This window comes from Pseudoalteromonas sp. 68 DY56-GL68 (assembly GCF_041414825.1).
In the GTDB taxonomy this organism is placed as follows: Bacteria; Pseudomonadota; Gammaproteobacteria; order Enterobacterales; family Alteromonadaceae; genus Pseudoalteromonas.
In genome coordinates, this window is record NZ_JAOCZL010000006.1 from 633,241 (window position 1) to 658,891 (window position 25,651).

At 40.1% G+C, this 25,651-nt stretch carries 23 protein-coding genes; 4 read left to right on the forward strand and 19 right to left on the reverse strand.

Annotated elements, in window-relative coordinates; all coding sequences use genetic code 11:
• Positions 1–94: 94 nt before the first annotated feature.
• Entirely contained in the window at positions 95–1,180 is a 1,086-nt protein-coding gene (locus tag NYF15_RS03670; RefSeq protein WP_371352814.1) for an efflux RND transporter periplasmic adaptor subunit, read from the forward strand.
• Positions 1,180–4,251 (forward strand): efflux RND transporter permease subunit, encoded by a 3,072-nt coding sequence (locus NYF15_RS03675; protein ID WP_371352815.1) that lies wholly within the window; start codon positions 1,180–1,182, stop codon positions 4,249–4,251. Before NYF15_RS03670 ends, NYF15_RS03675 begins: the two co-directional genes overlap by 1 nt.
• A gap of 47 nt (positions 4,252–4,298) precedes the next feature.
• Here NYF15_RS03675 and NYF15_RS03680 read toward each other — a convergent pair whose 3' ends face one another.
• Together NYF15_RS03680 and NYF15_RS03685 are read right to left on the reverse strand one after the other, a co-directional pair.
• Positions 4,299–5,867, reverse strand: a complete 1,569-nt coding sequence (locus NYF15_RS03680; RefSeq protein WP_371352816.1) for an amidase — start codon at positions 5,865–5,867, stop codon at positions 4,299–4,301.
• A 342-nt stretch (positions 5,868–6,209) separates the two neighbouring features.
• Complete coding sequence (locus NYF15_RS03685; RefSeq protein ID WP_371352817.1) at positions 6,210–8,120, reverse strand: methyl-accepting chemotaxis protein; 1,911 nt, start codon at positions 8,118–8,120, stop codon at positions 6,210–6,212.
• A 453-nt stretch (positions 8,121–8,573) separates the two neighbouring features.
• Between NYF15_RS03685 and NYF15_RS03690 the strand changes: the two genes are divergently transcribed.
• On the forward strand, positions 8,574–11,789 hold the full coding sequence (locus tag NYF15_RS03690) for a TonB-dependent receptor (protein ID WP_371352818.1): 3,216 nt from the start codon (positions 8,574–8,576) through the stop codon (positions 11,787–11,789).
• 95 nt (positions 11,790–11,884) lie between these two features.
• Here NYF15_RS03690 and NYF15_RS03695 read toward each other — a convergent pair whose 3' ends face one another.
• The 8 genes from NYF15_RS03695 to NYF15_RS03730 all read right to left on the reverse strand — a co-directional run bounded on the left by NYF15_RS03695 (position 11,885) and on the right by NYF15_RS03730 (position 16,189).
• Positions 11,885–12,226 (reverse strand): DUF6559 family protein, encoded by a 342-nt coding sequence (locus NYF15_RS03695; protein WP_371352819.1) that lies wholly within the window; start codon positions 12,224–12,226, stop codon positions 11,885–11,887.
• Positions 12,227–12,229: 3 nt separating this feature from the next.
• On the reverse strand, positions 12,230–12,739 hold the full coding sequence (locus NYF15_RS03700) for a hypothetical protein (RefSeq protein WP_371352820.1): 510 nt from the start codon (positions 12,737–12,739) through the stop codon (positions 12,230–12,232).
• Positions 12,740–13,293: 554 nt separating this feature from the next.
• The gene (locus tag NYF15_RS03705) at positions 13,294–13,680 is read right to left on the reverse strand and encodes a hypothetical protein (protein WP_371352821.1); all 387 of its coding nucleotides are present in this window, start codon (positions 13,678–13,680) and stop codon (positions 13,294–13,296) included.
• A 149-nt stretch (positions 13,681–13,829) separates the two neighbouring features.
• Complete coding sequence (locus tag NYF15_RS03710; protein WP_371352822.1) at positions 13,830–14,321, reverse strand: hypothetical protein; 492 nt, start codon at positions 14,319–14,321, stop codon at positions 13,830–13,832.
• Between the two features lie 15 nt (positions 14,322–14,336).
• On the reverse strand, positions 14,337–14,945 hold the full coding sequence (locus tag NYF15_RS03715) for an RHS repeat-associated core domain-containing protein (RefSeq protein ID WP_371352823.1): 609 nt from the start codon (positions 14,943–14,945) through the stop codon (positions 14,337–14,339).
• Positions 14,946–15,221: 276 nt separating this feature from the next.
• Positions 15,222–15,671 carry a hypothetical protein gene (locus NYF15_RS03720; protein ID WP_371352824.1) on the reverse strand — a complete coding sequence of 150 codons (450 nt, stop codon included), beginning with the start codon at positions 15,669–15,671 and terminating at the stop codon, positions 15,222–15,224.
• Positions 15,672–15,732: 61 nt separating this feature from the next.
• On the reverse strand, positions 15,733–15,999 hold the full coding sequence (locus NYF15_RS03725; RefSeq protein WP_371352825.1) for a hypothetical protein: 267 nt from the start codon (positions 15,997–15,999) through the stop codon (positions 15,733–15,735).
• Entirely contained in the window at positions 15,989–16,189 is a 201-nt protein-coding gene (locus tag NYF15_RS03730; protein WP_371352826.1) for a hypothetical protein, read from the reverse strand. Before NYF15_RS03730 ends, NYF15_RS03725 begins: the two co-directional genes overlap by 11 nt.
• Positions 16,190–16,219: 30 nt before the next feature.
• Between NYF15_RS03730 and NYF15_RS03735 the strand changes: the two genes are divergently transcribed.
• On the forward strand, positions 16,220–16,393 hold the full coding sequence (locus NYF15_RS03735) for a hypothetical protein (protein WP_371352827.1): 174 nt from the start codon (positions 16,220–16,222) through the stop codon (positions 16,391–16,393).
• Positions 16,394–16,494: 101 nt separating this feature from the next.
• On the opposite strand, the gene NYF15_RS03740 is transcribed toward NYF15_RS03735, so the two are convergent.
• The 9 genes from NYF15_RS03740 to glgC form a co-directional block, all read right to left on the reverse strand.
• Positions 16,495–16,812 (reverse strand): hypothetical protein, encoded by a 318-nt coding sequence (locus tag NYF15_RS03740; protein ID WP_371352828.1) that lies wholly within the window; start codon positions 16,810–16,812, stop codon positions 16,495–16,497.
• Positions 16,813–16,833: 21 nt separating this feature from the next.
• Positions 16,834–17,775, reverse strand: a complete 942-nt coding sequence (locus NYF15_RS03745) for an RHS repeat-associated core domain-containing protein (RefSeq protein ID WP_371352829.1) — start codon at positions 17,773–17,775, stop codon at positions 16,834–16,836.
• Between the two features lie 76 nt (positions 17,776–17,851).
• A complete protein-coding gene (locus NYF15_RS03750; RefSeq protein WP_371352830.1) occupies positions 17,852–18,121 on the reverse strand; it encodes a hypothetical protein in 270 nt (89 codons plus the stop codon).
• A 53-nt stretch (positions 18,122–18,174) separates the two neighbouring features.
• Positions 18,175–19,092: a 23S rRNA pseudouridine(2604) synthase RluF gene (gene rluF, locus NYF15_RS03755; protein ID WP_371352831.1), complete on the reverse strand. Its 918-nt coding sequence runs from the start codon at positions 19,090–19,092 to the stop codon at positions 18,175–18,177.
• Between the two features lie 77 nt (positions 19,093–19,169).
• A complete protein-coding gene (locus NYF15_RS03760; RefSeq protein WP_371352832.1) occupies positions 19,170–20,273 on the reverse strand; it encodes an ABC transporter substrate-binding protein in 1,104 nt (367 codons plus the stop codon).
• Positions 20,274–20,323: 50 nt separating this feature from the next.
• A complete protein-coding gene (locus NYF15_RS03765; protein ID WP_237119012.1) occupies positions 20,324–21,406 on the reverse strand; it encodes a DUF418 domain-containing protein in 1,083 nt (360 codons plus the stop codon).
• A 7-nt stretch (positions 21,407–21,413) separates the two neighbouring features.
• Entirely contained in the window at positions 21,414–22,628 is a 1,215-nt protein-coding gene (locus NYF15_RS03770) for an EAL and HDOD domain-containing protein (protein ID WP_130152296.1), read from the reverse strand.
• 91 nt (positions 22,629–22,719) lie between these two features.
• A complete protein-coding gene (locus tag NYF15_RS03775) occupies positions 22,720–24,258 on the reverse strand; it encodes a glycogen synthase (protein WP_371352833.1) in 1,539 nt (512 codons plus the stop codon).
• 74 nt (positions 24,259–24,332) lie between these two features.
• The gene (gene glgC / locus NYF15_RS03780) at positions 24,333–25,634 is read right to left on the reverse strand and encodes a glucose-1-phosphate adenylyltransferase (RefSeq protein WP_341804687.1); all 1,302 of its coding nucleotides are present in this window, start codon (positions 25,632–25,634) and stop codon (positions 24,333–24,335) included.
• Between the last annotated feature and the right edge of the window lie 17 nt (positions 25,635–25,651).

The window sequence follows — 25,651 nt, forward strand, 5'->3', positions numbered from 1 at the left end:
ACTAATGATGTTTCTAAAATTTAATAATTTTTATTTTATATCTTTGCAGCGTATCCTGCATCAAATTTATGCTTTCATATCTATGGAGAAGACAATGAGATTGGCATCCGCCGTATTAATGAGCAGCGTGTTTTTGTTACTTACGGCATGTACAGAGCAAGCAGCACAAAGTGACGTTGAACAAGTTGTTCGCCCAGTTAAACTTTTCAATATAAACAGTAACTCAGATCAAGCAATCCGCAGCTTTCCAGCTGAAGTTGTGGCTAACCAAGGCTCTTATCTCGCTTTTAGAGTTAACGGAGAGTTACTTGAGTTTCCAGCACTTGCAGGCCAACATGTTGAAAAAGGAGAGCTTTTAGCCAAACTCGATCCAGAAGATTTCGAACTTCAGTATGAAGAGCGTAAAGCACGTTTTGAACTTGCTGAATCGCAACTTGAACGTGTACAGAAATTATTTGACCGCTCCATTGCCAGCCAGTCAGAGTTAGATCAGGCCATTGCCAATAAACAAGTGGCAGAATCTGCAATGAAAATTGCCAAAACCAACCTAGATAACAGTGAATTACGCGCTCCATTTGCAGGCACTGTCGCAAAAGTATTTGTGAAAAACTTTGAGAATATCCAAGCTAAACAAAATATTTTACGACTTGAAACCCGCGACTTAATGGATGTGGTTATCCAAATACCTGAAAAGCTTATCGCTCGTATAGACAAAGACGTGCAATACCAACCAGAAGTCGTCTTTGATGGTTATCCAGATAAATCTTATCAGCTGACAATAAAAGAGTTTGATACCCAAGCCGACCCGACAACGCTGACCTATAAAGTGGTATTTTCGTTACCTGTGCCAGAAGATTTTAACCTACTTGCAGGTATGACAGGTCGTGTGGATATTGATTTAAGCAAAATCACTAGCTCACAATCAGCCTACACATTACTGCCAATTGAAGCGGTTTTCTCTGAGCCTACAGAGCCTGAAGGAAAGAATAGTTATGTATGGGTTTTTGATGAAAATAGCGGCCAAGTACATAAACAAGCTGTTAAAGTCGGGCAATTACACCGCGATGGAATTGAAGTGCTTTCGGGCATTGAAAAAGGCCAAACAGTTGTCGCGGCTGGCGTACACTTTTTAGAAGAAGGTATGAAAGTTCGTCCATGGCAAAAAGAGCGAGGCTTATAATGAGTTTTGCAGCACTGGCCATTGAACGTAAAGTCGTAAGCTGGATGTTTGCCCTGTTTCTGCTAATTGGTGGCACAGTGGCATATTTTGGCTTAGGACAGCTTGAAGACCCTGAGTTTACTTTAAAAAAAGCGATGGTGATCACTCTATACCCAGGGGCCTCTCCCCAGCAAGTTGAAGAAGAGGTCACCTTCCCTATAGAAAATGCCATTCAACAACTCCCCTATGTTGATTATGTAACAAGTATTTCATCTCCTGGTAAGTCGCAAATAACCGTTGAGATGAAAAGTAGTTATCGCAAACAAGACCTACGTCAAATTTGGGATGAACTGCGCCGAAAAATTAATGATCAAGCATCCTCAATGCCATCAGGGGTATACCCAAGCAAGATCATGGATGATTTTGGGGATGTATACGGTGTGATGTACGCCGTAACCGGTGACGGCTATTCTTATGATGAACTCAAGGATTACGTTGATTATTTAAAACGCGAACTTGTACTAGTCGAGGGTGTAAGCAAAGTGACCGTAGGCGGTGAACAACAAGCCCAAGTGATGGTCGAAATCTCTACGCGTAAACTTGCCCAACTCGGCATTTCACCAAACCGTATTTATCAACTGTTACAGACTCAAAATAGCGTCTCTAATGCGGGTAAAGTACGTGTCGGTGATGAATCAATTCGCTTACACCCAACAGGTGAATTTAAAGATGTTAAAGAGCTTGAAAACCTGCTTATTTCAAAGCCAGGTGAAAACGAGCTTATTTACCTAGGTGATGTAGCAACCGTGTTTCGCGAATACGCCGAAGTCCCCACCAACATCATTCGCTACAATCAACAACAGGCTTTATTGGTAGGTGTGTCTTTCAGCTCAGGCGTTAACGTTGTTGATGTAGGCATGAACATTGATGAGCACTTAGCTTCACTAGAATACCAACGCCCCCATGGTATGGAAATTAACAGTGTATATAATCAACCTGCTGAAGTTGAAAAGTCTGTCAGTGGCTTTATTATCAGCTTACTTGAAGCTGTTGCCATTGTAATTGTCGTGCTGCTGCTCTTTATGGGCTTTAAAAGTGGTGTCTTAATTGGCGTTATTTTGCTTTTGACCGTGCTAGGTACTTTCATATTTATGAAGTTATTTGCCATCGATTTACAGCGTATTTCACTAGGTGCGTTAATCATTGCACTCGGTATGTTGGTTGATAATGCAATTGTTGTCACCGAAGGCATACTTATCAACCTAAAGCGCGGGCAAACAAAACTACAAGCCGCAACCAATATTGTTAATCAAACAAAATGGCCTTTGTTAGGTGCAACGGTTATTGCTATCACTGCATTTGCTCCGATTGGTTTGAGCTCAGATGCAAGTGGTGAATTTGCCGGAAGCCTTTTCTGGGTGCTCTTTATTTCATTATTACTCAGTTGGATTACTGCAATTACCCTCACTCCTTTCTTTGCTGACTTAATGTTTAAACAAGCCAAAGAGAAAGAACCGCACCATGACGAAGACCCCTACCAAGGTGTCATTTTCAACGTTTATAAGGGTGTTCTTCATACCTCTATGCGTTATCGGAAAACCACCCTTTTACTGATGGTTGTGATGTTAGTGAGTGCGGTGTTTGGTTTTAAGTTTATAAAGCAATCATTCTTCCCAGCATCAAACACACCGATGTTTTATGTTGATTACTGGCAAACACAAGGTACTGATATACGCAGTACGATAGACGGTGTTGCTAAGCTTGAAAAATTCTTACAAGCAGACCCGCTAGTTGAGGAAATCACCACCACGGTGGGCCAAGGTGCGCCGCGCTTCATGTTGACCTACGCACCTGAAAAATCATACCCAGCCTATGGGCAATTGATTATTCGCGTAACAGATCGAGAAGCCGTTACAACCATGATCGAGAAGGTGCGAGATTATCAACACAAACATGTGCTTGACGCTCAACTAAAGGTTAAGCGCATGGAAATTGGCCCGTCGACTGATGCTAAAATTGAAGCGCGTTTTTCGGGTGCTGATCCTGTCATACTTCGTCAATTGGCTAAGCAGGCTAAAGATATACTGCATCAAGATGCAGGTGCATTTAATATTCGTGATGATTGGCGAGCACGTTCGAAACTTATCCGCCCACAGTTTAACGAGCAAAAAGCGCGTCGCTTGGGTATTGCCAAATCTGATCTAGACCAGCTACTACTCACCAGCTTATCAGGCAAGCAAGTTGGTGTTTATAAAGATGGCACACAAATGCTACCTATCATTGCTCGCTCACCTGCGGAAGAGCGTTTAAACGTTGAGAGCTTACGTGACTTACAAATTTACAGCCCTGTACTAGGTGTATTTGTGCCAGTGACACAGGTAGTTGATGACTTTGTGGTTGAGTGGGAAGACAGCCTCATCATGCGTCGCGATCGCAAACGAACTATTACAGTCATGGCTGATCATGATGTTATTGGCGATGAAACCCCAGCCAAGCTGTTCGCCCGTGTCCGTAAAGATATAGAAGCTATTGATTTACCACGTGGTTATGAGCTGCAATGGGGTGGTGAATATGAATCATCAACAGACGCCCAAAAAGCAATCTTTGGCTCATTGCCGCTTGGCTATCTAGCTATGTTTGCCATTACTGTATTGTTATTCAACTCAGTGAAGCAGCCTCTCGTAATTTGGGCAACCGTGCCGCTTGCCATTGTTGGTGTGAGCGCAGGCTTATTACTAATGAATGCGGCTTTTAGCTTTATGGCTCTACTGGGCTTACTCAGCTTAAGCGGTATGTTAATTAAAAATGGTATCGTCTTGGTTGATCAAATAAATATTGAACTAGATAGTGGCAAAGAACCATACAAAGCGGTATTCGATTCAGGCGTGAGTCGTGTTCGTCCTGTTGCTATGGCTGCAATCACCACCATTTTAGGGATGATCCCACTGTTATTTGATGTGTTCTTCCAATCAATGGCAGTAACCATTATGTTTGGTCTAGGTTTTGCGACAGTACTTACGCTTATCGTCGTGCCTGTTCTATACACTATGCTGTTCAAAATCAAGGTGCCTAAACAGCGTCATAGCAGCTAAATACGCTTACTTAAGGTATCCCTTGAAAATTATTTTCAAGGGATACTCTAGTATTTATAACCAATTAACTGCTCTATGCGATAAGCAATCGCTATTAATTCTTTCTCACTTAATGAGCCACCTGTAACAGATAGCCCAACAGGCATATGATGCACTTTCCCCATTGGCAGAGTTAAATGAGGGTACCCCGAAACAGCAGGAAAACTAGAAAAGCTGCCAGTAAAGTGATCGCCATTAATGCGGTCTATTGACCAAGCGGGCGTTAAAGTTACGGTAATAATGGCATCGAGGTCATGCTCCTTGAGCATTTTATCTAGGCCGTCTTCTCTGGTCGCTTGGTGAATATTTTGCAATGCTTTTATGTAACTTGGGTCAGTTAACTTGGCTTTTTTCTGAGACTTTTCAAATATCTCTTGTTGAAAATAAGGCATTTCGAGGGCTGCGTGTGTTTGATTAAATTCGATTAATTTTTTCAGTGTCAGTGTATTGTACTCGTTTGGTAATTGAGCGAGGTAGTCGTTTAACGACGCTTTGAATTCATACAGCAATACATCATAGCTATCTTGATAAAAATTAGCATAAGGCTCTGTCGATAACCCCTCCACTAATACCGCTCCCTCTTTTTCAAGGACTTTTTTAGTCTTATTGAAAAGTAACTCAACGTGCTCATGAACGAGTGGCGCAGCATAAAGCACGCCTAAGCGTTTTCCTTTTAGAGAATGTTTTGAAGTTTCAGGCATATAGTCATCGTTCATACGCTCTTTGGCTATTTTTGTTGCAGCGTCTTTATCATCAACACCTTGCATCACTGAAAGTAAAATAGCCGCATCAACCACAGAGCGAGTCATAGGGCCTGCGGTATCTTGCGTATGTGAAATTGGCACAATACCAGTGCGACTTAACAAACCCACTGTGGGCTTGATACCAACAATCCCATTTGCAGAAGACGGACAAGTAATTGAGCCATTGGTTTCAGTGCCAATCGCTGCAACACTTAAAAATGCCGCAACAGCTGCACCAGAGCCAGAACTAGAACCACATGTAGAACGATTTAAATCATGAGGATTACGTGTTTGGCCACCAGTCGCACTCCACCCAGACGATGAACGCTCGGAACGCATATTAGCCCATTCGCTTAAGTTTGTTTTACCTAAAATAATGGCACCTGCATTTCTAAGCTTGGCGATAATCGGCGCATCTCTATGTGTCAAGTTATCTTTTAATGCCAACGAGCCTGCCGTTGTCGCCATCTCTTTAGTTTCAATGTTATCTTTTATTAACAGAGGTATGCCGTGTAGAGGACCACGTATTTTCCCTTTACTTAACTCTTCATCCAGTTGCTTTGCAATACCTAAAGCGTTTGGATTCATTGCAATCACTGCATTGAGTTGCGGATTAAGTGTCTCTACTTGTTGAATAAAAAATTGTGTTAATTCAGTTGAAGTTAGCTGATTAGCTTTCATCGCTTGAATGAGTTGTGGAATAGTACTTTGTTGAACAATTTCTTTTATCGCTTGAGACCTTTGCTCTGTAACGGGTGTGTTTTCGTTTGCAGATAATTTAAAACTCAAACACATTGTCATTAAAGATAAGCCTAATGTTAACTTAATGAGCATACGCCTAACCTTGTTTTTTCCTATGTACATTTTTTACCCCTTTTTCATAATTTTTATAGGGTTGTTCTTAGCAATTACTGCTGCATTGTTCTACTTTCATGCAAGAGCAATCTGCAACTTTTAACGCAGTGAGCGTAAAATTAACCCTCTAAAATGATTAAGTATTTTTGCAGATTAGTATCAGTACCGATTTATAGTCTACCCTGATTAGAATGAAGGGCGCTAGTTTTTAGGCTTTAAATATCGAAAAGTAAATAACGAATGGGTGTGGGCTGTTATATTAGAATATGCTGAATTGGGGCAATGCTAGAAACACCCAGCATTGCTCCATTTTTAGTAGGCTTAAACCTTAAAGAAACTTATAAGTTTAACCATAGCTTGTGTTTGATTTTCGAGTAGTCGCGTTTGTTTGCTGATATCACTTAAGCTCGATGCGTTATCATCCGCAAGCGCCTTTATTTTCACAACATTCGCATCGACTTCTGCGGCAACAGATGACTGCTCTTCAGCCCCCACGGCAACTTGATTATTGGCCTCAACGATATCGTTAATCGAATACACAATTTTCTCAAGTGATGCGGTCGAATCATTTGTTAAAGCTGCAACCATTTGCCCTTTTTCATTTGATGTTTTCATAACATCAACGACATTGTCAGCACCAAGCTTGATTGCTTCGATAATGTTGGTGATCTCACTAATAGAGTCTTGAGTGCGCTGTGCCAGCGTGCGTACCTCGTCAGCAACTACCGCAAAACCGCGCCCTTGCTCACCGGCACGGGCCGCTTCAATGGCTGCATTCAAGGCAAGTAGATTGGTTTGATCTGCTATATTGCGGATCACATCTAATATCCCTTCAATGTTAGCTGTATTTGAGCTTAAACTTGTGACTACTTCCATCGCATTTAATAACGCATCCGCAAGCTCACTCATTGCAACATCGGTTTGGCCAACCACAGCTTTAGACTGTTCTACGCCCTCTTCTGCATTGTGGCTTGTTTGTGAAGCCCCACTTGCACTTTGTGCAATTTGTAACGCAGCGGCAGCCATTTCGTTTATAGCAGTTGCGACCATGTCTGTTTCAAGTTGCTGTTGAGAAACAGAATCTGTTGCGCCCGATACTGAATTTGTTATTTGGCAACTTGATGCTTCTATTTCCTTGGTAACTTGAACAACTTGATCAACAACATTACGTAACGCATTCGCCGATTCGCTCAACGCGGTATTTAACTGGCTAAACTCATCGCTGCCTGTAACCTGAATAGTTTGGCTCAGATCCCCCTTCGCTATATGAGATGCAAAATCAATAGACAGATTTAACGGCCCCATAATGCTGCGAATAATCCACCAGCCAACAGATATCGCAATGGCAAACGCAATCATAACAACAATAGCCATTATCAACTGCACGGCGTTTTCTCGCTCACTGGCAATCACTTGTTCTTCTTCAACAAGTTTTGATGCTGCCTCTGAAGCGCTGTTAGCAACGCGTAGCATATCAGCTTGAATAGTGTTTAATTCATCGTAAGTAGCAACTGTCGATTTAAACACTTGATAATAATGAGCTATATCATCCAATAAATCATTGAGTAAGGCTTGTGTACTGGCAGCAAGCATTATTTTCTTTAGACTATTAACATTACTTTTAAGTTGGCTAATTTGATTAGAAATATCGCTCTCTAGTTGCTTAGTAGGTGCAGTATTATAACGCCACACATTGACACGAATTTCTGCAAAATCATCCCGTACTTGCTTGGCTTTTAAAAAACGACCAAACTCCGAAAAGTCGGATTGATTGGTTGAAAAGTATTGCTCAATGCTGTTTAGCGTCTCGTCGATGCCATTGATGACAGAATGAGCTGCTTGGTTAACCTCATCGCGCGCATTGATTTGTTTTTTCTTAGCGGATACGAAACGTTCAAACAATTGCGTGAAATCGTTAATTCCCTGTTTTATTGTATTGACTTGAGTCACACTCTGCTCAACTGCCATTTGGCTTTTAGCCGCATTCAATGTGCTAATTGCTTCTTGCGCTTCGCTCAATACTTTTTTGGTGAAATCAGGGTTTTCCTGAATCATATAATCAGCTTGAGCCAGTCGTGATGTATATAAACTTGCATCTGCAAATGTGAGATTTAACATTATGTCTGTTTGTGTTGCTTGAGATTTTAATGAAAATGAAGCGTACACACCCAACCCCAACATTAAAAACAACACAGCGGCAAACATTGCATAAAGTTTTTGTTTAATAGTCAATTTTTCGTATCCATTAATAAATTCAGTACGAAAAATATTATAGACAAAGATTGATAAAAAAATGACAAAAATTTCAATAAAACTATGTTTTTATTAGAAAATAGCCTAAATAAGGAACACACATATTAACCAGCAGCAAACCCTTTATTTATAAAAACCATATAATCGTTTCTAGCTATATTTCCCCCATAAAACCAAGCAACTGATAACAATGCTCTTTTGGATGCTCTCGCTCTGAGAGGTTTATTTTTAATTCGAAAATCGAGTGCCTAATAAGAAATTATGATCATAATATTTACTTTTTTGAAATTCATGTTAAAAATTAACAGGTGAATATAAAAACAATGTTACTTAGTATCGCGTTTTTTTCACAGACAGGCATAGTCTGTAGTTATGCCTAAAATCGTTACCATGCAACAAAGTAAATATAATAAAAATCAAAGGACTATAAACATGTCGGCATCTCAGAACAACATAACTACTTACTGTAATAAACGCACCAAGCTCAGCCTTGCCATTTCTACCGCTCTATTGAGCCTAAGCTCATTGTCTGTTTTTGCGCAAAATGCGCCACAAAATGACAGCGGTGTCATTAATGAAAAAGATGAGCAAATGGAAGTAATAGAGGTTTCTGGTATTAAGGGAAGCATTTTTAGTGCGCAAAACCTTAAACGTTACGCTGACACGGTTAAAGATGTCATAACCGCGTCGGATATTGGTGCGCTACCTGACAAATCGGTTACAGAGGCATTACAGCGTGTTCCCGGTGTGACCATCGAACGATTTGCGTCTTCAGACGATCCTAAACATTATGCTGATGAAGGAACTGGCGTACTTGTTCGTGGCCTAGACCGTGTTCGTTCTGAGGTCAATGGCAGAGATGCGTTTAGCGCGAACTCTTCTGGCGGGCTAAGCTATGAAGACTTTCCTGCGGAGTTATTAGGCGCAGTGGAAGTTGTAAAAAACCAAACCGCCGACCTAACAGCAGGTGCTGTTGCAGGTACCGTAAACCTCATTACAAGAAAACCTTTTGATTCTACAGATCAGTTAATATCATTTAATGCCAAAGCAAATTATGGCGATTTTAGAGAAGAAACCACGCCCTCTTTCTCTGCGCTCTTTTCAGATAACTGGGAAACACAAGCAGGTAAATTTGGTTTCTTAATTGCGGTTTCATCGAGTGAATATAAAACCCGTGGTGACGGTGTTGGCTTAGGAAACTACCACTCTCGTGGTGACTCATTTATGCCTACTCTTGACCAGTGGGGAGGTATTACGGGGGTTGATCCAAATTCACCCGTAGATGGCCCTGCACTGCCAGGACAACCTACTGGTAGCACGTGGCATGTACCGGTAGCTATTCATATGAGCACAGCAGAAAATGATCGCAAAAGAAAAGGCTTAACAACCTCCTTTCAATGGGCAAATAGTGATGACACAATTATTGCAACCGTTGAGCATATTCGTTCAAAAGCTTCTTTAGAATGGAATGAAAGACAATTGGGTCAGGCCGCACAAGGTTTTAAAGGCTTCATGGGATCTTCTCAAAACTGGCAAGATGATAGCGAGAATGGCTACCCGCTCACGGTAGACGATAACTTTGTTACGTCGGGAGTTGTACTTGGTGTTAGCCCTGAAACCCCATTCTTTTACCGTAGTCGCTGGAACCATAATGAAAATACCGTTGAAGACACTTCATTTAATTTAAAGCTCAAACCAACAGACAGATTAAGCATGGAGTTTGATTACCAGCACGTCGATTCTGAAAAAGTAGTCCATAACTACAGTATGTCGGCACAAACTCGAGGAAACCATGTTCATGCGGTACTTCCTTATTACCTTGATACACGAGGCTCAAGACCAAGCGTTGAATTTTTAAGTGATAATATTTTAACTGCGGGCTGGTCACCCAATGAAGATTGGGACGGACCCGTTCCGAATACTTTTCTAGGAAGTGGTATGGAGCAAGAAGAGCACAATACCGCTAAAGCAAACAGCTATAAATTAGATTTTAAATACGAACTTGATGGTAGCTTTACCAGTGTGCAAGCTGGTGCCTACTACTCAGATAAAGACCTAACGGTACGCGATACTGCTTATGAAGGCTGGTCGGCAATCGGCACGCCATGGATACAAGCAGACCGAAATGCTGCAGCAGCTATTAACCGCCCTGAACTGTTCGAGCGTGTTGATTTTTCAGACTATTATCATGGCCAAGTACTGCAAGGCGATGTGAATAGCTTCCTTTTCCCTAGTATGGATCTGGTAAAAAATTACGCTGACTCACTTCGTCAAGGCTGCCAGGATGGTTGGCATAATGCTACCAATAGCGCAGCCAATAACGGTGTTTGCAGTGGCACCTATGTGCCTTATGAAGACAAACCTAACCGTGTTGAAGGTCCGTTTGCAGCTCATAATATTAGCTCAACCAATGAAAAACGTAGCGAGTTTTATGTGCGTGCAGACTTTGATTTTCTCGTTCAAGACCTACCTGTTGTAGGTAATGTAGGCCTGCGTTACGTGAACTACCAATTAGAGTCAACCGGTGCATTTGTACAACCCATGGAAATAAAGCGTGGCGAGCCTGGCACCTCACTAAATGAAGTAATGCAACAACCTGAATATAAACGCTACTACGATATTGCAACTGGGGAGTCTACTTTAAGTACAGTCGAAGGCACTGATTACAGTACCGTTCTACCAAGTTTTAACTTTAGCGTGGCATTAACAGATGATGTGGTTATTCGTTTTGGTGCCTCTAAAGCACTTTACTTCCCTAACCTGATTGATACCCGAAATATAAACATCGTAAACCTTGATTATACTCGCCGCTTACAAACCCCTGGCGCTGATTATGACGAAGTTAATAATCCTGTTGTAGCTTTGGATGATATTGAACTGACAGCCCTATCTGGCAATCCCAATTTAAAACCTGAAAAGTCAATCAATACAGACCTTTCTGCTGAGTGGTATTTTGCCCCTGCCGGTTACGTTACTGTTGGTTTATTCCATAAGCGACTCGACGACATAATTCGCAGCCGTGCATTTGATTTAAATGCAAACTTCAATGGCGAAGACTATGCAATTTCGGCCTACGGACCAGCCAATACAGGTTCAGGTACTATTCGTGGTGCTGAATTCGCTTACTCTCAATTTTACGATATGTTGCCAGGTGCATGGAGCGGACTTGGTTTACAATTTAACTACACCTACATCGACCAAAACGGCTTAGAAGATCCCAATGAAGTATCGACCGGCACACTCGGGTTTGATGAAAACGGTAACCCAATCACTGACAACCGAAATACATTCCGTGTATTTAGTGGTTTGCCACTTCAAGGCTACTCAGACCAAAACATGAATATTGTCGGTATGTACGAGTACGAAAACATTTCGTTTCGTCTAGCTTATACTTGGCGCTCAGAATACCTGTTGACCTTAAGAGAGTCAGAAGAGTACGTGCCAGCCTATGTAAAACCAGCAGGCATGATGGATGCGAGTATTTACTACACGCTAAATGAACATTGGAAAATTGGTTTCGAAGCAAGTAATTTACTCGACACAGAAACTAAAACAGAATATCAAATGGACCAAGCAGGCACCCGCACAGATGCCCTAAGCTTTACGACTGACCGTATTTACGCACTTAGCGTACGAGCTACTTTTTAATTAATGTTAGCCCATCTAGTATTGATTAGATGGGCTTTTAAATTGTAAAAGTTTTAAGCAAACTTATGGAATTACACATACCGGTCGATGTGCTTTTAATCTCCACTTCCTCCCAAATCATTTCCCCCGTCTCCCCCTATGAAATCAACACTGTTACTCAACATAGAATTTGAACTAGGAGAACTACTCACATATTCTTTTTCAATTTCTTGATAATCGTATTGAGTTCCAAACCTACTAGACTCAAATGACTGCCTATCAACAAACATAAAACAAGCAAGATACGAGTATTTTTGATTCAACTTATGTCTGGTTATTGTTGCTTCTATTTGACTTGGGGTGCAACCATTAAAGCTTCCATAATCTTTTTTCAGAAGTTTTGGTAGCTTTGTCAAATATTGTTTTATCGCCCTTTTTTTAAAATAATTGAAATACATTGCTTAACTCTTTTTCACATATTCTGGTATATCAAAACTTTTTTGCCATGGAACAGAAAAATTATCATTGAAGTGGTTTATAGATAAGCTTGCATAACTTTCCCCATTTTTTTCTGCCAGTTTAATACTGAAGATATTATCCCAAGGCAATAAAACAGGCGGTTTTTTCCGATAGCAAAGAAAATATAATAAAATTCCCTCCTCATTTACACTAACCCACATGGGTTGATTAGTATCTGACAAAACTCCGACCCCTTTGAGCCAATTAGACATACATAAAAATGGCTTTATTTCCTTCTGGACAATCAGTTGAGTTGCGATCTTATCGACAGCAACCCGCCTCACTTTTCGCCCACCTTTTGGATAAAAGTAAATCAGCCCCCAAAAACCAATAAAAAACAAGGAAGCAAATAATAGAGAGTTAAACCAATTAAATATTAAAAATGAAAGTACAAGCGCACTAATCATTAACACCGCTAAATTTAAAGCTGCACTTTGTATCAACGCTTTCATTAATGCCAACCTTACCTGAACTTACGTTTTTATAATAAATAAAAATTTTATACATGTGTTTAAGTTGTTTGTTGTCTAATCAACTCCTCAAATAGTTTAAGCATTAAAAAACTCGCTAGTTGAGTGTCTAGCAAACTCTGGGAAGTCCAATACTTCCATTTGCGGAGTTGGGTTGTCCAGATACATTTTCTACTCCATTTTCACTAATTTTAATTCCAAGTAAATTTGTACGGGTTATTATTTGCGTAAGCATATCAATTGAAACCATGAACAATGCCATTTTCTGTATTAGCATGATCTATCACACCAATCGGATTTTTTCATTGAGCCACTGTTCACTTGAAACAAAAGCCCAAGCCAGCTCCTCCAGAAAAAATAAAGCCCCGCGACTGCGAGGCTTTGGATTTAATAAAAAGCATACTTCCTAGCTACTTAACAACTAAGTAAGAATCCAATTTATGAACCCCCATTACAATACCTGAGATTGATTGCTGACTTAAACGAGCAGGGAAATCCTCGACTAGAAATCCAAAAAAACACCATGACTTTGCTAATTATAATAATAGCTCAGCTCTCTCGTTTCCATTATATATCTTATAAAAAAGCTCGTCTTCAAGTATAGCGAAATCAGTTTCCTCTATAGCTTTATTAACGGGCTTGTCAAAAGCAAAATCCTTTGTGAAAAGACTTAATCCATTCTCATTCATCCATTCCAATAATATTTGATCACTGTTAGGAGAAGCTTCAATACTATCGCTTTTAATGCGCTTAGATACATGATTATCGAGATCTGAATTTTCGACACCAGTGTAACGTGACAAAAGAACCGCACTACTAAAGTTACCCCAACGAACTTCTCTCACAATCAAATTCGAACAAGGGGCTATGTTTGCATAGAAGTAGTCTTTTGTTTCATTGAGTTCAAGGATTATGTCACTCATTTTTATTGCTGCTCAACTCTATCGTCATTAGGGAAATCCATACATCATTGACTCATATCATTCACCTTTTCTTCGAGCATTGGTGCCACCTTCTCGCTGTTACCCATAAGAGCACCGCGAGTACGAAGCTCCACGTTCATATAAGCAAATCAAACAAAAGGGTTTAGCAATTTAGAGTCGCATTTGGGACATTCTATAGCTTCCCCCCCCTTATTCAACTCCCAAGCTTCACCACATTTGGGACATTGAATCCAACTATCTTGCAAAATAACCGCAGATATCGAAATATCACTATCTGCAAATTCCATTTCCAATTCATGTTGGTATGCTCTGAATATACTCCCAGCATCCCCATTACTCTCTACAAGGTTTTGGTAAAAGTATGAATCGTTTGCCCATTCAGGAAAGGACAAAATTACATTTTTTGAAGAACCATTATCGCTTCCATAAACCCACGCACCAGAAATTCTATTATCAATAATATCTACATCAGATCTATCGATCGCCATAGGAAATGAATGTAACTCTGTCATAACCATAAACTCAGTTTTTTTCTCGGAAATATACACAGCGTAAACATTATAAGCTGCATCTGTTCTAATAATTTTAGAGACTTTATTCTCACGTAACTTCACTCTCATATTCAGAACCTACTATTATGGATATATTTCATTTCGGCTTTTACTATTGTCAGGCGCATCCTTAAACTTAGTACCTGAAAGCTCGCCTGTTTTTCTATCCCTATCTCCATGCACTTCTGTTTTTGTTCCATCGGAGTGTTCTTTGCTGCCTGTAAGCTTGTCGTGAGTGCCATTTTCGCCATAACGTGCTTTATCACCCATTTTTTCACTAATATCGTTACCGCCACCGCTAGCAAAATCACCTAATATTTCTTGTCCCGCCAAATCTTCTTCCATATCTACGGGGTCGTCTGTCGATCTACCATTCTGACCTCGGATACCTCCTTCTGACGATTCATTAAACACCAAATTTCCGAACCTATCAGTTCTTTCGGAATTTCTTCCTCCACTAGTAATATATGCAGGCTGTGTTGACTGACCAACACCGCTTGAGGTGGGTTGTATTATTGGAGGAGGAGTAACAAATCTCCCTATCGCAACAGGGTTATTACCATCAGGGTCCGTGTATTTGTATGGATTATTATTCGCATAAGCATAAAGGTTAAAACTATGAACATCACGAAATCCTAAGGGATCATTCGAATAAAAACGCCCGATAACTGGATCATAGTATCGTGCCTGCATATAAATTAGTACGAACTACAACCCTATAAATTTACAGCCAACTATTGGACAATGATCCCTCAAACACAATATTTTTTAAAATTAGAGTTTTAATATCAACAAACCAGAAAAATAAAGCCCCGCGAGTACGAGGCTTTGGACTTAATATAAATTGTCAAAAATCGCATTTCTGACAAACTAATTTACTACTTCTGTCTAACCGTATTGTTCACTCCTTGAACTGAGAATTTAAAATGATTTTAGAGAACTTAAAGCTAAGGCAAAATCATATGACCCTTACCATTCATAAAAAGGCTTTAGTTCCCAAACCCATTCGCCCACTACTAAGAAAAAAAATGCTAAGCAAAACACTGAAAATAAAGATATTTTTAATGCGGCCTCTGTGGCATACGATAAAATGGATGGGGATGTCTTTTTTGATCTAATAACTTTTAAAAGCTCATCAATCAAGTTAAATGCTGCAAGACCTCCAAAGATTAAAAAGATACCTACAATCCGACTGATACTGACGCCTTCCAACACAAAACTTGCTGCTCCCATCCAAATGCACAGTACAAATACTGAAAAATGAAATGCAGCATCAATTGAATTATCAGTTCGCTTGATAGTACTTTTATCCTTACTACCTATCAAATACAGAATGCTCAGCACAATTTTTGAGTAAAATCCCTTAGAGAAAGCACTTTGATCTGTACCATAGTTAATTATAAAACCATCAACAATCACGTATAGCACTACTAAAAATAATATATGCAACAGTGCTATACGGTTGTAATAAACGTGTGTACTAGTCGACAATATACTGCCCATCTTTATTAACTTTAACCTTCGGCTTACCAACTGATGTCCCCACTCTCATCCTTGGGTAAAGAGTTTTAGCTCCTTGCATTACTGCCGCCCCTTTTTTCTTCGCAATCAGCTTTCCACCTAAATAGTAATAATCTACATGATCACCATTTACTTGGCGGTACATTAACTTACCATTACTTGCATAAAACGAATAGCTTATGCCTGTCGAGCCGACTTCTTTTACCCGCTTATTATTACCCATCATACGTATAGGAGTAACCATCACTCTCTACCAGCTGATCTGCTGTATTATAAACAAAGCCTCGTTTGCCATTGTCTGTAACGTTGCCTTTGTCATCGTAACTAAAATCGTAGCTTTTACTTCCTGTTACATAGTCAAGCTGTTTGCTGGCATTGAAGTAGTACGTGAAAAGATGAGACTTACCGATTTGCACCGAGAAGCTATCGGTACATCAAAGATTTAAATGATTATTCCTAACAAACGATTAATCATTACAGCAAGTGGCAGTTTCTATCATGTGATCGGCAGTGGTGATGTTGCACAAGTGCAGCTAAAAGACTTCGAACTCCTTCGCCACGGCTTTTCACCTGAGCAGATCACCCAATTGAATTTGGCACCAAACGGATTTTTTCATTGAGGCGCTCAGCCAGCCTTGAAAACAAATCCAAGAGCCAGAAAAAACAAAGCCCCGCTAGTGCGAGGCTTTGGATTCAAAGACTAGAAGGAGACTCTTCCGTACTATTTAATATTAGGTGTTTGAAAAACTATGCTGCTCCAAATCATTCCTGACACATTAAAAACAATCATTATCTCACCTGTATTTTTCCAATTTGGGGAACGAATACACCTATAAACAAGCTTAGAATATATACCTTCATCGAATTCTTTTATATGATTAAGGGCTACCTGTGATTTGTCTAGCTCAACAATCAGCGAATACCACCGATCTACTTCAAAATTAAAAAGTTTATTTCGCCAACTTTTATATTCCAGATTTAGAAAAACATCATGAATAAATTGAGTCAATTTATCTTCAATACAATACTTATCATTCATTTTAATATCTCATTAGCCATCTTATTCAATCGGCTCCCATTTCCCACTTTCAACTTTACCAGTTGTTTCTTTTTCCGTTTGATCTCCCCATGATGTCATGTTTCCATTTTCGCCATCAATTACCACGTTATTCCCATCAACGTACACGGTTCCACCAGATTCTGTATCTCTAAATTTCTCACCATTTTTACGTGTTTTATCTTTATCAACTCCTCGGCTATTTCTCTCCTTACCATGCTCTGTTGTATCATCACTATTGCCATTAGCCCAGTCTTCATAATCTGCTTCCCAATCATCAACAGACTCATTTAAAACAGGTGTCAATACTTCTACAGCAATTGACGCAGCCATTACGTAAGGATTTCTTCTAGCAACTACCCCACTAGCCTTACCAGCAGCGGCCCTATGCTGTTTAATCGTCACTCCCGGAGGACGATTGACAGACATATCTAAGGAGCTTCCACCTGTAGGGTCAGTATAACGGTATGGATTGTTGTTCGCATAAGTATACCTATTAAAACCATGTATTCCGTTGCTTGTACTCAAGTGTTCGACAGTTCCTACAGGATCATTGCTGTAGAAACGACCTATGACTGGATCATAGTATCGTGCCTGCATATAACTCAACCCTAAATCCGTGTCGAATTTATGCCCTGTGTAGCCCACATCATCTTTTGCTGCTTCAATGCTATCCCCATACGGCTTATAATTCATAACCGATGGCGCGACAGTAACTCCAGTACCTTCTTTAGCAACTAGCTTACCTCCAAGATATATATAATTAATGCCCCCTTTCGGTGTTTCTCGGTAAAGCAATTTACCTGCCTTACTGTATAAACTATAGCTAACACCTTTTGAGTCTATGCTCTTGATACGGCGATTATAGCCATCGTAAACATAATGATTACTATCCGATTTGACCACTTGGTTCGCAAGAATATAAGCAAAGGTATTCTTAACCATTATTTGTAATATTACCGAGGCTATAAAACAAATATGGTTAATTCAAAGTGCGTGGAATTGGACTCAAAAAGTCTATTTACTTATCATTTTTATCTAACTGGCTTGCGCAAAAGTAGCAGCTCTCTTTTGGCATGTTATATTTTAAAAATGAGCGAATAACTTGGTTTTTACCACATTTAGGGCATGTGTAGTTTATCGATTGAACAACCAAAATAATTGCAGTGACCAAACTCAGTATATAAAACGGATTTAAAAAGAAATCGACACGAATATCAATGAGGTTAAAGCCCATGATACAGACAACAAGCACTACTAATGTTATTTGAAATTTTTTGTGTTTTGCCATTTAAATACCAAGAACCTTTCTAACCTAAAGCTAAATATGCTTTCTGTTATTAGCTATTTTTTAAGGCTCAATGTGCCTACACGTTTAGTACTACTGCGCTTTGTTTGCGTATTTTTTGCAGAATGAGTTTTCGTTTGTTTTGAGTCTGTGCGCGCTTTTTTTACGTACTTCGAAAAGTCGCGCTTTTTATCGTTTTCTGCACGAGGTTTTGACGAAGGTTTGGTTTGCTGTTTGTTTTCATCTATGGAACGTTCTTCAGTTTTACCTGAGTTTGCAATGGAGTTATTAATTTCAGCCATTTCTTGTTCTGTCAGGTGACGCCATTGGCCTACCTTCAAGCCTTTTAGCGTCACATTCATGATGCGCGTGCGTTTAAGAGTCACAACTTCATAGCCTAGGTATTCACACATGCGGCGAATTTGGCGGTTGAGCCCTTGTGTCAATACAATAGTGAATTGCTGAGGGCCAGTTTGTGTGACTTTACATTTCTTTGTCACCGTATCGAGGATGGGAATACCATTTGCCATTTTATTTACAAATTGGCGGTTTAACGGTTTATCAACGGTGACGACGTATTCTTTTTCGTGATTATTACCCGCGCGCAAAATCTTGTTAACGATGTCACCTTCGTTAGTTAGAAATATTAACCCTTCGGATGGGCGATCTAAACGACCAATAGGAAAAATTCGCTCGGGATAGTTTACTGCTTTTACAATATTACTTTGAATTTTACGTTCTGTGGTACAAGTTATCCCCACAGGTTTGTTGTAAGCGATATAAACAAGTTTAGGCTTTGCTTTGAGTGCTTTGCCATCGATAAGTACGTCGTCGGAGTCACTGACTTTAACGCCCATTTCAGGTAAATTGCCGTTAACCGTTACGCGACCTTCTTCAATATATTTATCGGCCTCACGACGTGAACAGAACCCTGTTTCACTGATAAATTTATTTAATCGCTTTAACTGTGTCATAACGTACTTCTATTAGAATTGTAAAGCCGCTAGTTTATACCAGAACGCTTAGGCAAACCAGACGCAATAGAGGCCGTCTAAAAAGCGGATTCATCAATAGCCACATCGGCGTTTTTTTGCAGCAATAAGGAATGCAGCCGCTCAAAATCGAGCTGATAGGCAGTATTATTTGAACCGCTGAGCAAAAATGCGTCAAAGGGAACCTCAGACCAATCTTCGATGTCTCTTATCCAGTTGTAATCGTTTACGTTTTGATTGGTGATCACACCTAATAAAAACTTTATAGAATTATTATTCGTCCAATATGAGTGACCATTGTGATGATCGACCAGACTTATTAATGCCCATGCCCCCATCATAAAATGCCCACCGGCACTTGCGGTTAATCGTCCTTGTTCAATCAGTCTTAAGTTATCATCAAGCCAGTCCATGCCACCAATAAAGTACTGTTTATTATTTTTCTCTTTAACAGCATCCAGTGCGCCAAGCGCCATTAAGTCAGAAGCACACCAAATAACGTTTGTTTGAGGGTAGCGATGTAATAGCCTGCGCACTTTATCAGTGGCCTCAGTTTTGTTCCAATTAGCATACACCACCTGCTCTAGCTCAACTTGCTGATTTTTTAAAAAGTGCTTTAAGCCGTTACTACGTGTGTCAGATTCGGTGCCATAGTGGCCATTAATAGCAACAAAATGCGCTGTTTGACCTGCTTTTTGAGCACTGTCTAGCAGAGCTTTGCCAAGTTGTTCACCGGCTTTAAAGTTGTCGTGATACACTTCGCCTAACCAATATTTAAAATGCTGTTTTGGCTCACCGACTTGATCTCGCTCAGCCCCTAGAATAGTTTCTTCTAGGGTAATAAACTTAACTTTGTGTTTTTCTAACAAACTCATCGACTGCTCAGCGCCACCTGGATAATTAATTAAGACAACATAATCAGGTGTCGCATTGTATTTGAGGTATTGCTTGAGTTCTTCCAGTTGAATATGGCGATTCGCCCCGCCATAGATAATATCCAAATCGACATTAGTTTGCTTTGCGGCCGCCTGCATTACGTCGGTCACTTTTTGCCAAAATGGTTCTTCTTTAATGGATGGATTTACAAATAACACATTAAATTGCTCGACTGCGCACAGTGGCATTGTGCATAACATTAGTAAGCTAATTATCCAAAACCGCATAACATCCCCGAACAATTTTCTTTAAGTTAAGTGTAGTACACACAGTGCGACTATGACGATAATTTACGCCATACATATTCACATGGTCCATGCTTAAATAAACGTAAATATAAGGCACAAAAGCTCAGCTGAAGCACGGCAATAAAAACGCTAAGTAGCCAATAATCAATCCGATTAAAGGTAAGTACCCACGAAGGAAATACAACTCGAAAGCACAACAAAAAGATGACTGTTTGCATCAAATATAAGGTCAATGACATACGACCTGCATTTTGTAAGACTGTAAATTTATTTTTATTATTTCCGACAAGCTTCACAATTAAATGAATATAAAGTAAAGCAGTACTAAGGGCTGCAAACCAGTTAAATGGTTCAGCTAAAGCATATGTTAAAACGCTTGTGCTAGGCTCAACTATTAACCTTAAAAGCGTAAATCCAACGGCAGCTGGTAAAATAAAGTTAAGCTGCTTTGTTGTTAAACCGTTTACAAAAATGCCTTGTTTATAGAGTGCTACACCAATAAGCATAATACCCGCTGCCATCCATAATGTTATAAGCGGGAGCGCTATTAGCATCACAACAAACATAAGTATGTTACTCATAAACCCAGAAAAAAATGATGAATGCCAGTCTTGGTAAGCCTCTACAAAAGTATCTGATTCACGTGTTAAAGGGCTCATATCAGGTTCAATAAAAGCCAGTAAAAATGAAATGACTGCGCCAAGCGCTAAAAATCCAATGCCTTGTTTTAGTTGTTGATTATAGGGTTGGTCAATAAACTTTAACGTTAACCAACCTGCACACGCATAAATTAATAAAATATCGCCAGCCCAAAGTAGAAGGCCATGTGCTAGACCAATAAAGGCAAGTATTTTTAAACGGTTATATTGTTTATCATGTAACTGAGGGTGCTGCCGTTGAATAACTAAGCCTGCGCCAAATAACAGGCAAAAGAGTGTTCTGAATCGCCCATCAACAAAAATGAGATCGGCAGTATGAATTATATTATCAGATAAAGGTGGTTGTGTACTTGGCACGTATCCATATTCAAAAACACCGAAAAAATAGGCATTCATAAACATCAGGCCAAGTACCGCAATACCCCGTAAAACATCCATATTTATATTGCGCATAAATCACTTATAAGTTTTGCCGACAGCTGTCGCTCCAATTTACCGCATTTTCATAGATTTTGGGAAGATCTGCACTCTCAATATTAATATAAGCGACAGCTTGCTCTAATGCCCACCAACTGCCTGTTTCGTAAGCTTTAACAGTCTCAAGTATATAGTAAAGAATATTCTTTTCCTGCATCAATGCCGCATGGATATCATCAGGAAAAGGTAGCCTATCAAGCAGCTTTTCCATCGGTTGGTCAAGTATAGCATCCAGCAAAGAAAACAAGCCTGTTAGAAACGCTTCGCCAGTGTGTTCTTTAGCGACTTGCAAGGCTATTAACTCACAAAAGCGTGCCCTAACAACACAAAGCCGAGTTAACTCGGCTGGTTTTGATTGCGCACTATGGGCGGTAATTATAAGACTTACAAACTTTTTCAGTCGTTCATTACCCAAATAAACAAGTGCCTGTTTCAAAGAACCTATCTTGCTTTTTATTGGAAATACGCCACTGTTAATCAGTCGCAACAGCTTATAGGCAAGCGCAGTATCAAGAGAAAACAAACCTGCCACTTCATTAATATCAGGTGAAGGTCGCATAACTTCGGCGTAAATCGACAACACTAAGGCGTAGTTATAGTTAATGTCACGCTGTTGGATCATGGTTGGTTTTGCAAAAAAGTAGCCTTGAAAAAAATCAAAGCCCATTTCATAGGCTTTTTTATAATCTTCTTCTGTTTCAAGCTTTTCAGCGAGTAGTTTTATTTTTTTGTGCTTTTTTAGCTTATTAACGACAGGAGAAATTTCTTCGAAAGGCGTTTGTTTTACATCAAACTTAATCAATCGTACTAATTTTAAAAAACGGTCCCATTCTGGTTGATAAACGAAATCATCCAGAGCAAGCTTAAAGTTATTATGAAAAAGTTCACGACAAAAAGCGTAGTTTTCGTCTGTTGGCTCCATGGTTTCCAACAGTTCGATAACAACATCCTTATTAGGCAAAAAAGCGCATAAATCCAGTTTCAAAGACTCTGGACCAATATTAATTAACGCTTTTTTCCCCGATGTAATATGACGTGTACCTAAGTTGAGCTGGTTTTCCATAATGAGTCGCGCTGTCGCAGTACTCTCAGCAACATTCGGAAAACAGTTTTTTTCACTATCACGAAATAGTAACTCATAGGCGACAACTTGTTGACGACGATTAAAGACAGCTTGCCTAGCAACAAATACAGCCACTTTACCTACTTTTTATTTATTATGTAACACTAAGTAATTAATAGCTGAAATTGAAACAAAAGTCACCCTATTCCCAATAATAGTCCACTTTTTATTGATATAAGTTCGATAAATAATCTGAGGCGACTTGCTGCCAAGTAAAACGAGCACTTTTCGCTCGCTCGCAAATTGTACACCATAATTCAGAGTCTGTTTCTTTTAACGCTAATACCTCACTAAAACGATTAATGAGTGCACTACTTTGCTCGCTAAGATTAGCACCTTCAAAACTAAAACCATTTTCTGAATCAACGACCGTATCTTTAAGCCCTCCCACACTATGAACAAGGCATGGTTGGCCTGCTCGCATCGCTAGCATCTGGCTTATACCGCATGGTTCAAACGAACTAGGCATTAAGAATAAATCGCCTAACTGGTATAGGTATTCGCCTGTTAAGTGTGCGTAGCCTTTTAAATATAATAAGTTAGTATTTCGCGCCATCGCCGCGGTCATTAATTGCTCAAGCGAGTCATCACCCGAGCCCAATATAATCATATAGCCATGGTATGTGCTTAAACGAGCACACAATTCATCAATAACAGGATGTTGATTAAAAGGTTGGCGCAGCAGCAAGGCTTTTTGATCCGTTAAACGGCCGACACTGGTTACTAATGGGCCTGAAAAGGGACGTGTTTTAAACTGTAAAAGCCGTTGATGCGCAATGTAGTGGGTTGAGTCAAGTATCGGACTTTTTGCCATCCATTGAAACAATGCCAACTCGGCATGCTGATACAGGCTAGCCAGAGTACAATGATCTGGCTCTGCAACTGGGTATTCACAGCCATTGAGTATGCCAACTACTCGCCCTTCTTTATTAGCTGCCTGTAAGTCTTGCTCTAATCCTTCGCCACCAAAAAAACCATTGTCAGCATCGCTTGCTTTAAGGACCTCTTGACAATAAGTTGGAGACACCAAGTGGACTTTATCAACTAAATTAATCGCTGTGCGCATCGGGTTAAAACAATCTGGGTAGCGAGGATCACACAATTTTTGACCATCGTAGCCTAAACTTGGAAACCATGCTTCTAAGCTCGAGCTATCCCCCTTAAATGGACGAATACCTTGTAGGGCTAGATTATGAACCGTGTAGGCTAAAAAGAGGTTTGAAAACCGATTAAATCGTTTATCAGTTTTTAGTAACAATGCAACACACGCACTATGCCAATCGTGTAGGTGCAAAACATCTGGGGTGTTAATAACTCCTTGTAATAAAGCCTCACAGACTGCCGCATTGAACAGAGCAAACTTACTGGCATCTGTTGCAAATGGGCGGCCTATTTCATCATTACAATACACAGCACCGTGATGTCGGCTAAATTCCCAATGCGAAATAACAAGTTGCTTTATGCCCTGTTCCGACTGAGCTAGCTGCCAAATTTCTAATTGCTCTATTTTGCCTGCAAATGAAATCGAGATACTGCCTAGGTGCTGACGCTCCAAATAATGAAAACCATAATCAGGTATAACAACATCAACCGTTAAGCCTTTTTCAATCAAAGCCTTTGGACAATCTCTAACAACATCAGCTACACCACCTACTTTGGCATTGGGTAAAGCATCATTCTCTGCAGCCACCATCAACACATGCATGTTTGCAGTACTCCTTTTGAATATATTTAAATCATGCAGCCACGGCAATACGCGCTAACTGCATGAGCACGGCATTAAGCAAGACGTTTGTTATCCTGCTCTTGTTGCTTTAGTTTCTTTGCAAGTTCATGCAACATGTCACGGGTAACAAGCACAATGCCTTTTTTGGATACCCTAAAGCCATTCTCTTTATCGACCTTATGATCGTAGCCAATTTCCAGCCCTGCCGGAATTTCACAGCTACGGTCAATAATTGCGCGTTTGATTCGACAATTACGCTGAATTTTTGCACCGGGTAGAATCACCGACTGTTCTATTTCACAATAAGAGTGTACATGCACATTCGAAAACAACAGTGACTTTCTCACTAACGAGCCCGAAATAATACACCCACCTGAAACAGTGGAATCCACTGCCATACCGCGCCTCTCATCATTATCAAAAATAAACTTAGCAGGTGGTAGTTGCTCTTGGTATGTCCAAATTGGCCAACTTGGGTCATATAAATCAAGTTGCGGTTCAGGCATCACTAGCTCCATATTGGCTTCCCAAAACGAGTCAAGCGTGCCTACATCGCGCCAATACGGCTGACCTTCAAAGCCTGGATCTCTAAATGGGTAAGCATACACATTATGCTCTTCGATTATGGCAGGAATAATATCATGACCAAAGTCTCGGCCAGAGCCCTCTGTTTCAGCATCTTTTTTTAGCTGTTCAAACAAAAACTCAGTATTGAAAACATAATTTCCCATTGAGGCTAAGCAAGTGCCCGGTTTGCCAGGCACAGAACTCGGGTTTGCTGGCTTTTCATCAAAGCGGCGAACCCGTTTAGTATCATCAACTGTCATCACACCAAAAGTATTTGCGGCTTCTTCACAAGGCACTTCAATGCAGCATACTGTCATATCAGCCCCTGTTTCTACGTGCTTTGCTAACAGACCGCCATAGTCCATACGGTAAACATGATCCCCAGATAAAATCATTACATACTTAGGTAGTTCATGGCGAATAATATCCATATTCTGAAAAACAGCATCGGCAGTACCGCAATACCACTCATCACCATAACGCTGAGATGCTGGCAGTATTTCAACTGATTCTCCAAGCTCTTTCTTAAAGTGCCCCCAAGCACGATTCACATGACGAATTAATGAGTGTGATTTGTACTGAGTAGCAATCCCCACTCGACGAATTCCTGAGTTTATACAGTTGGACAATGGGAAGTCGATAATTCGATGCTTACCACCAAAGTACACAGCCGGTTTCGCTCGCCAATCTGTTAATTCGTGTAAACGTGAACCTCGCCCACCCGCTAAAATTAGGGCATACGTTTCTCTTGTTAAACTACTTATATATCGATTTGCATAACTTGGCATAACTCTCTCCGTCTTAA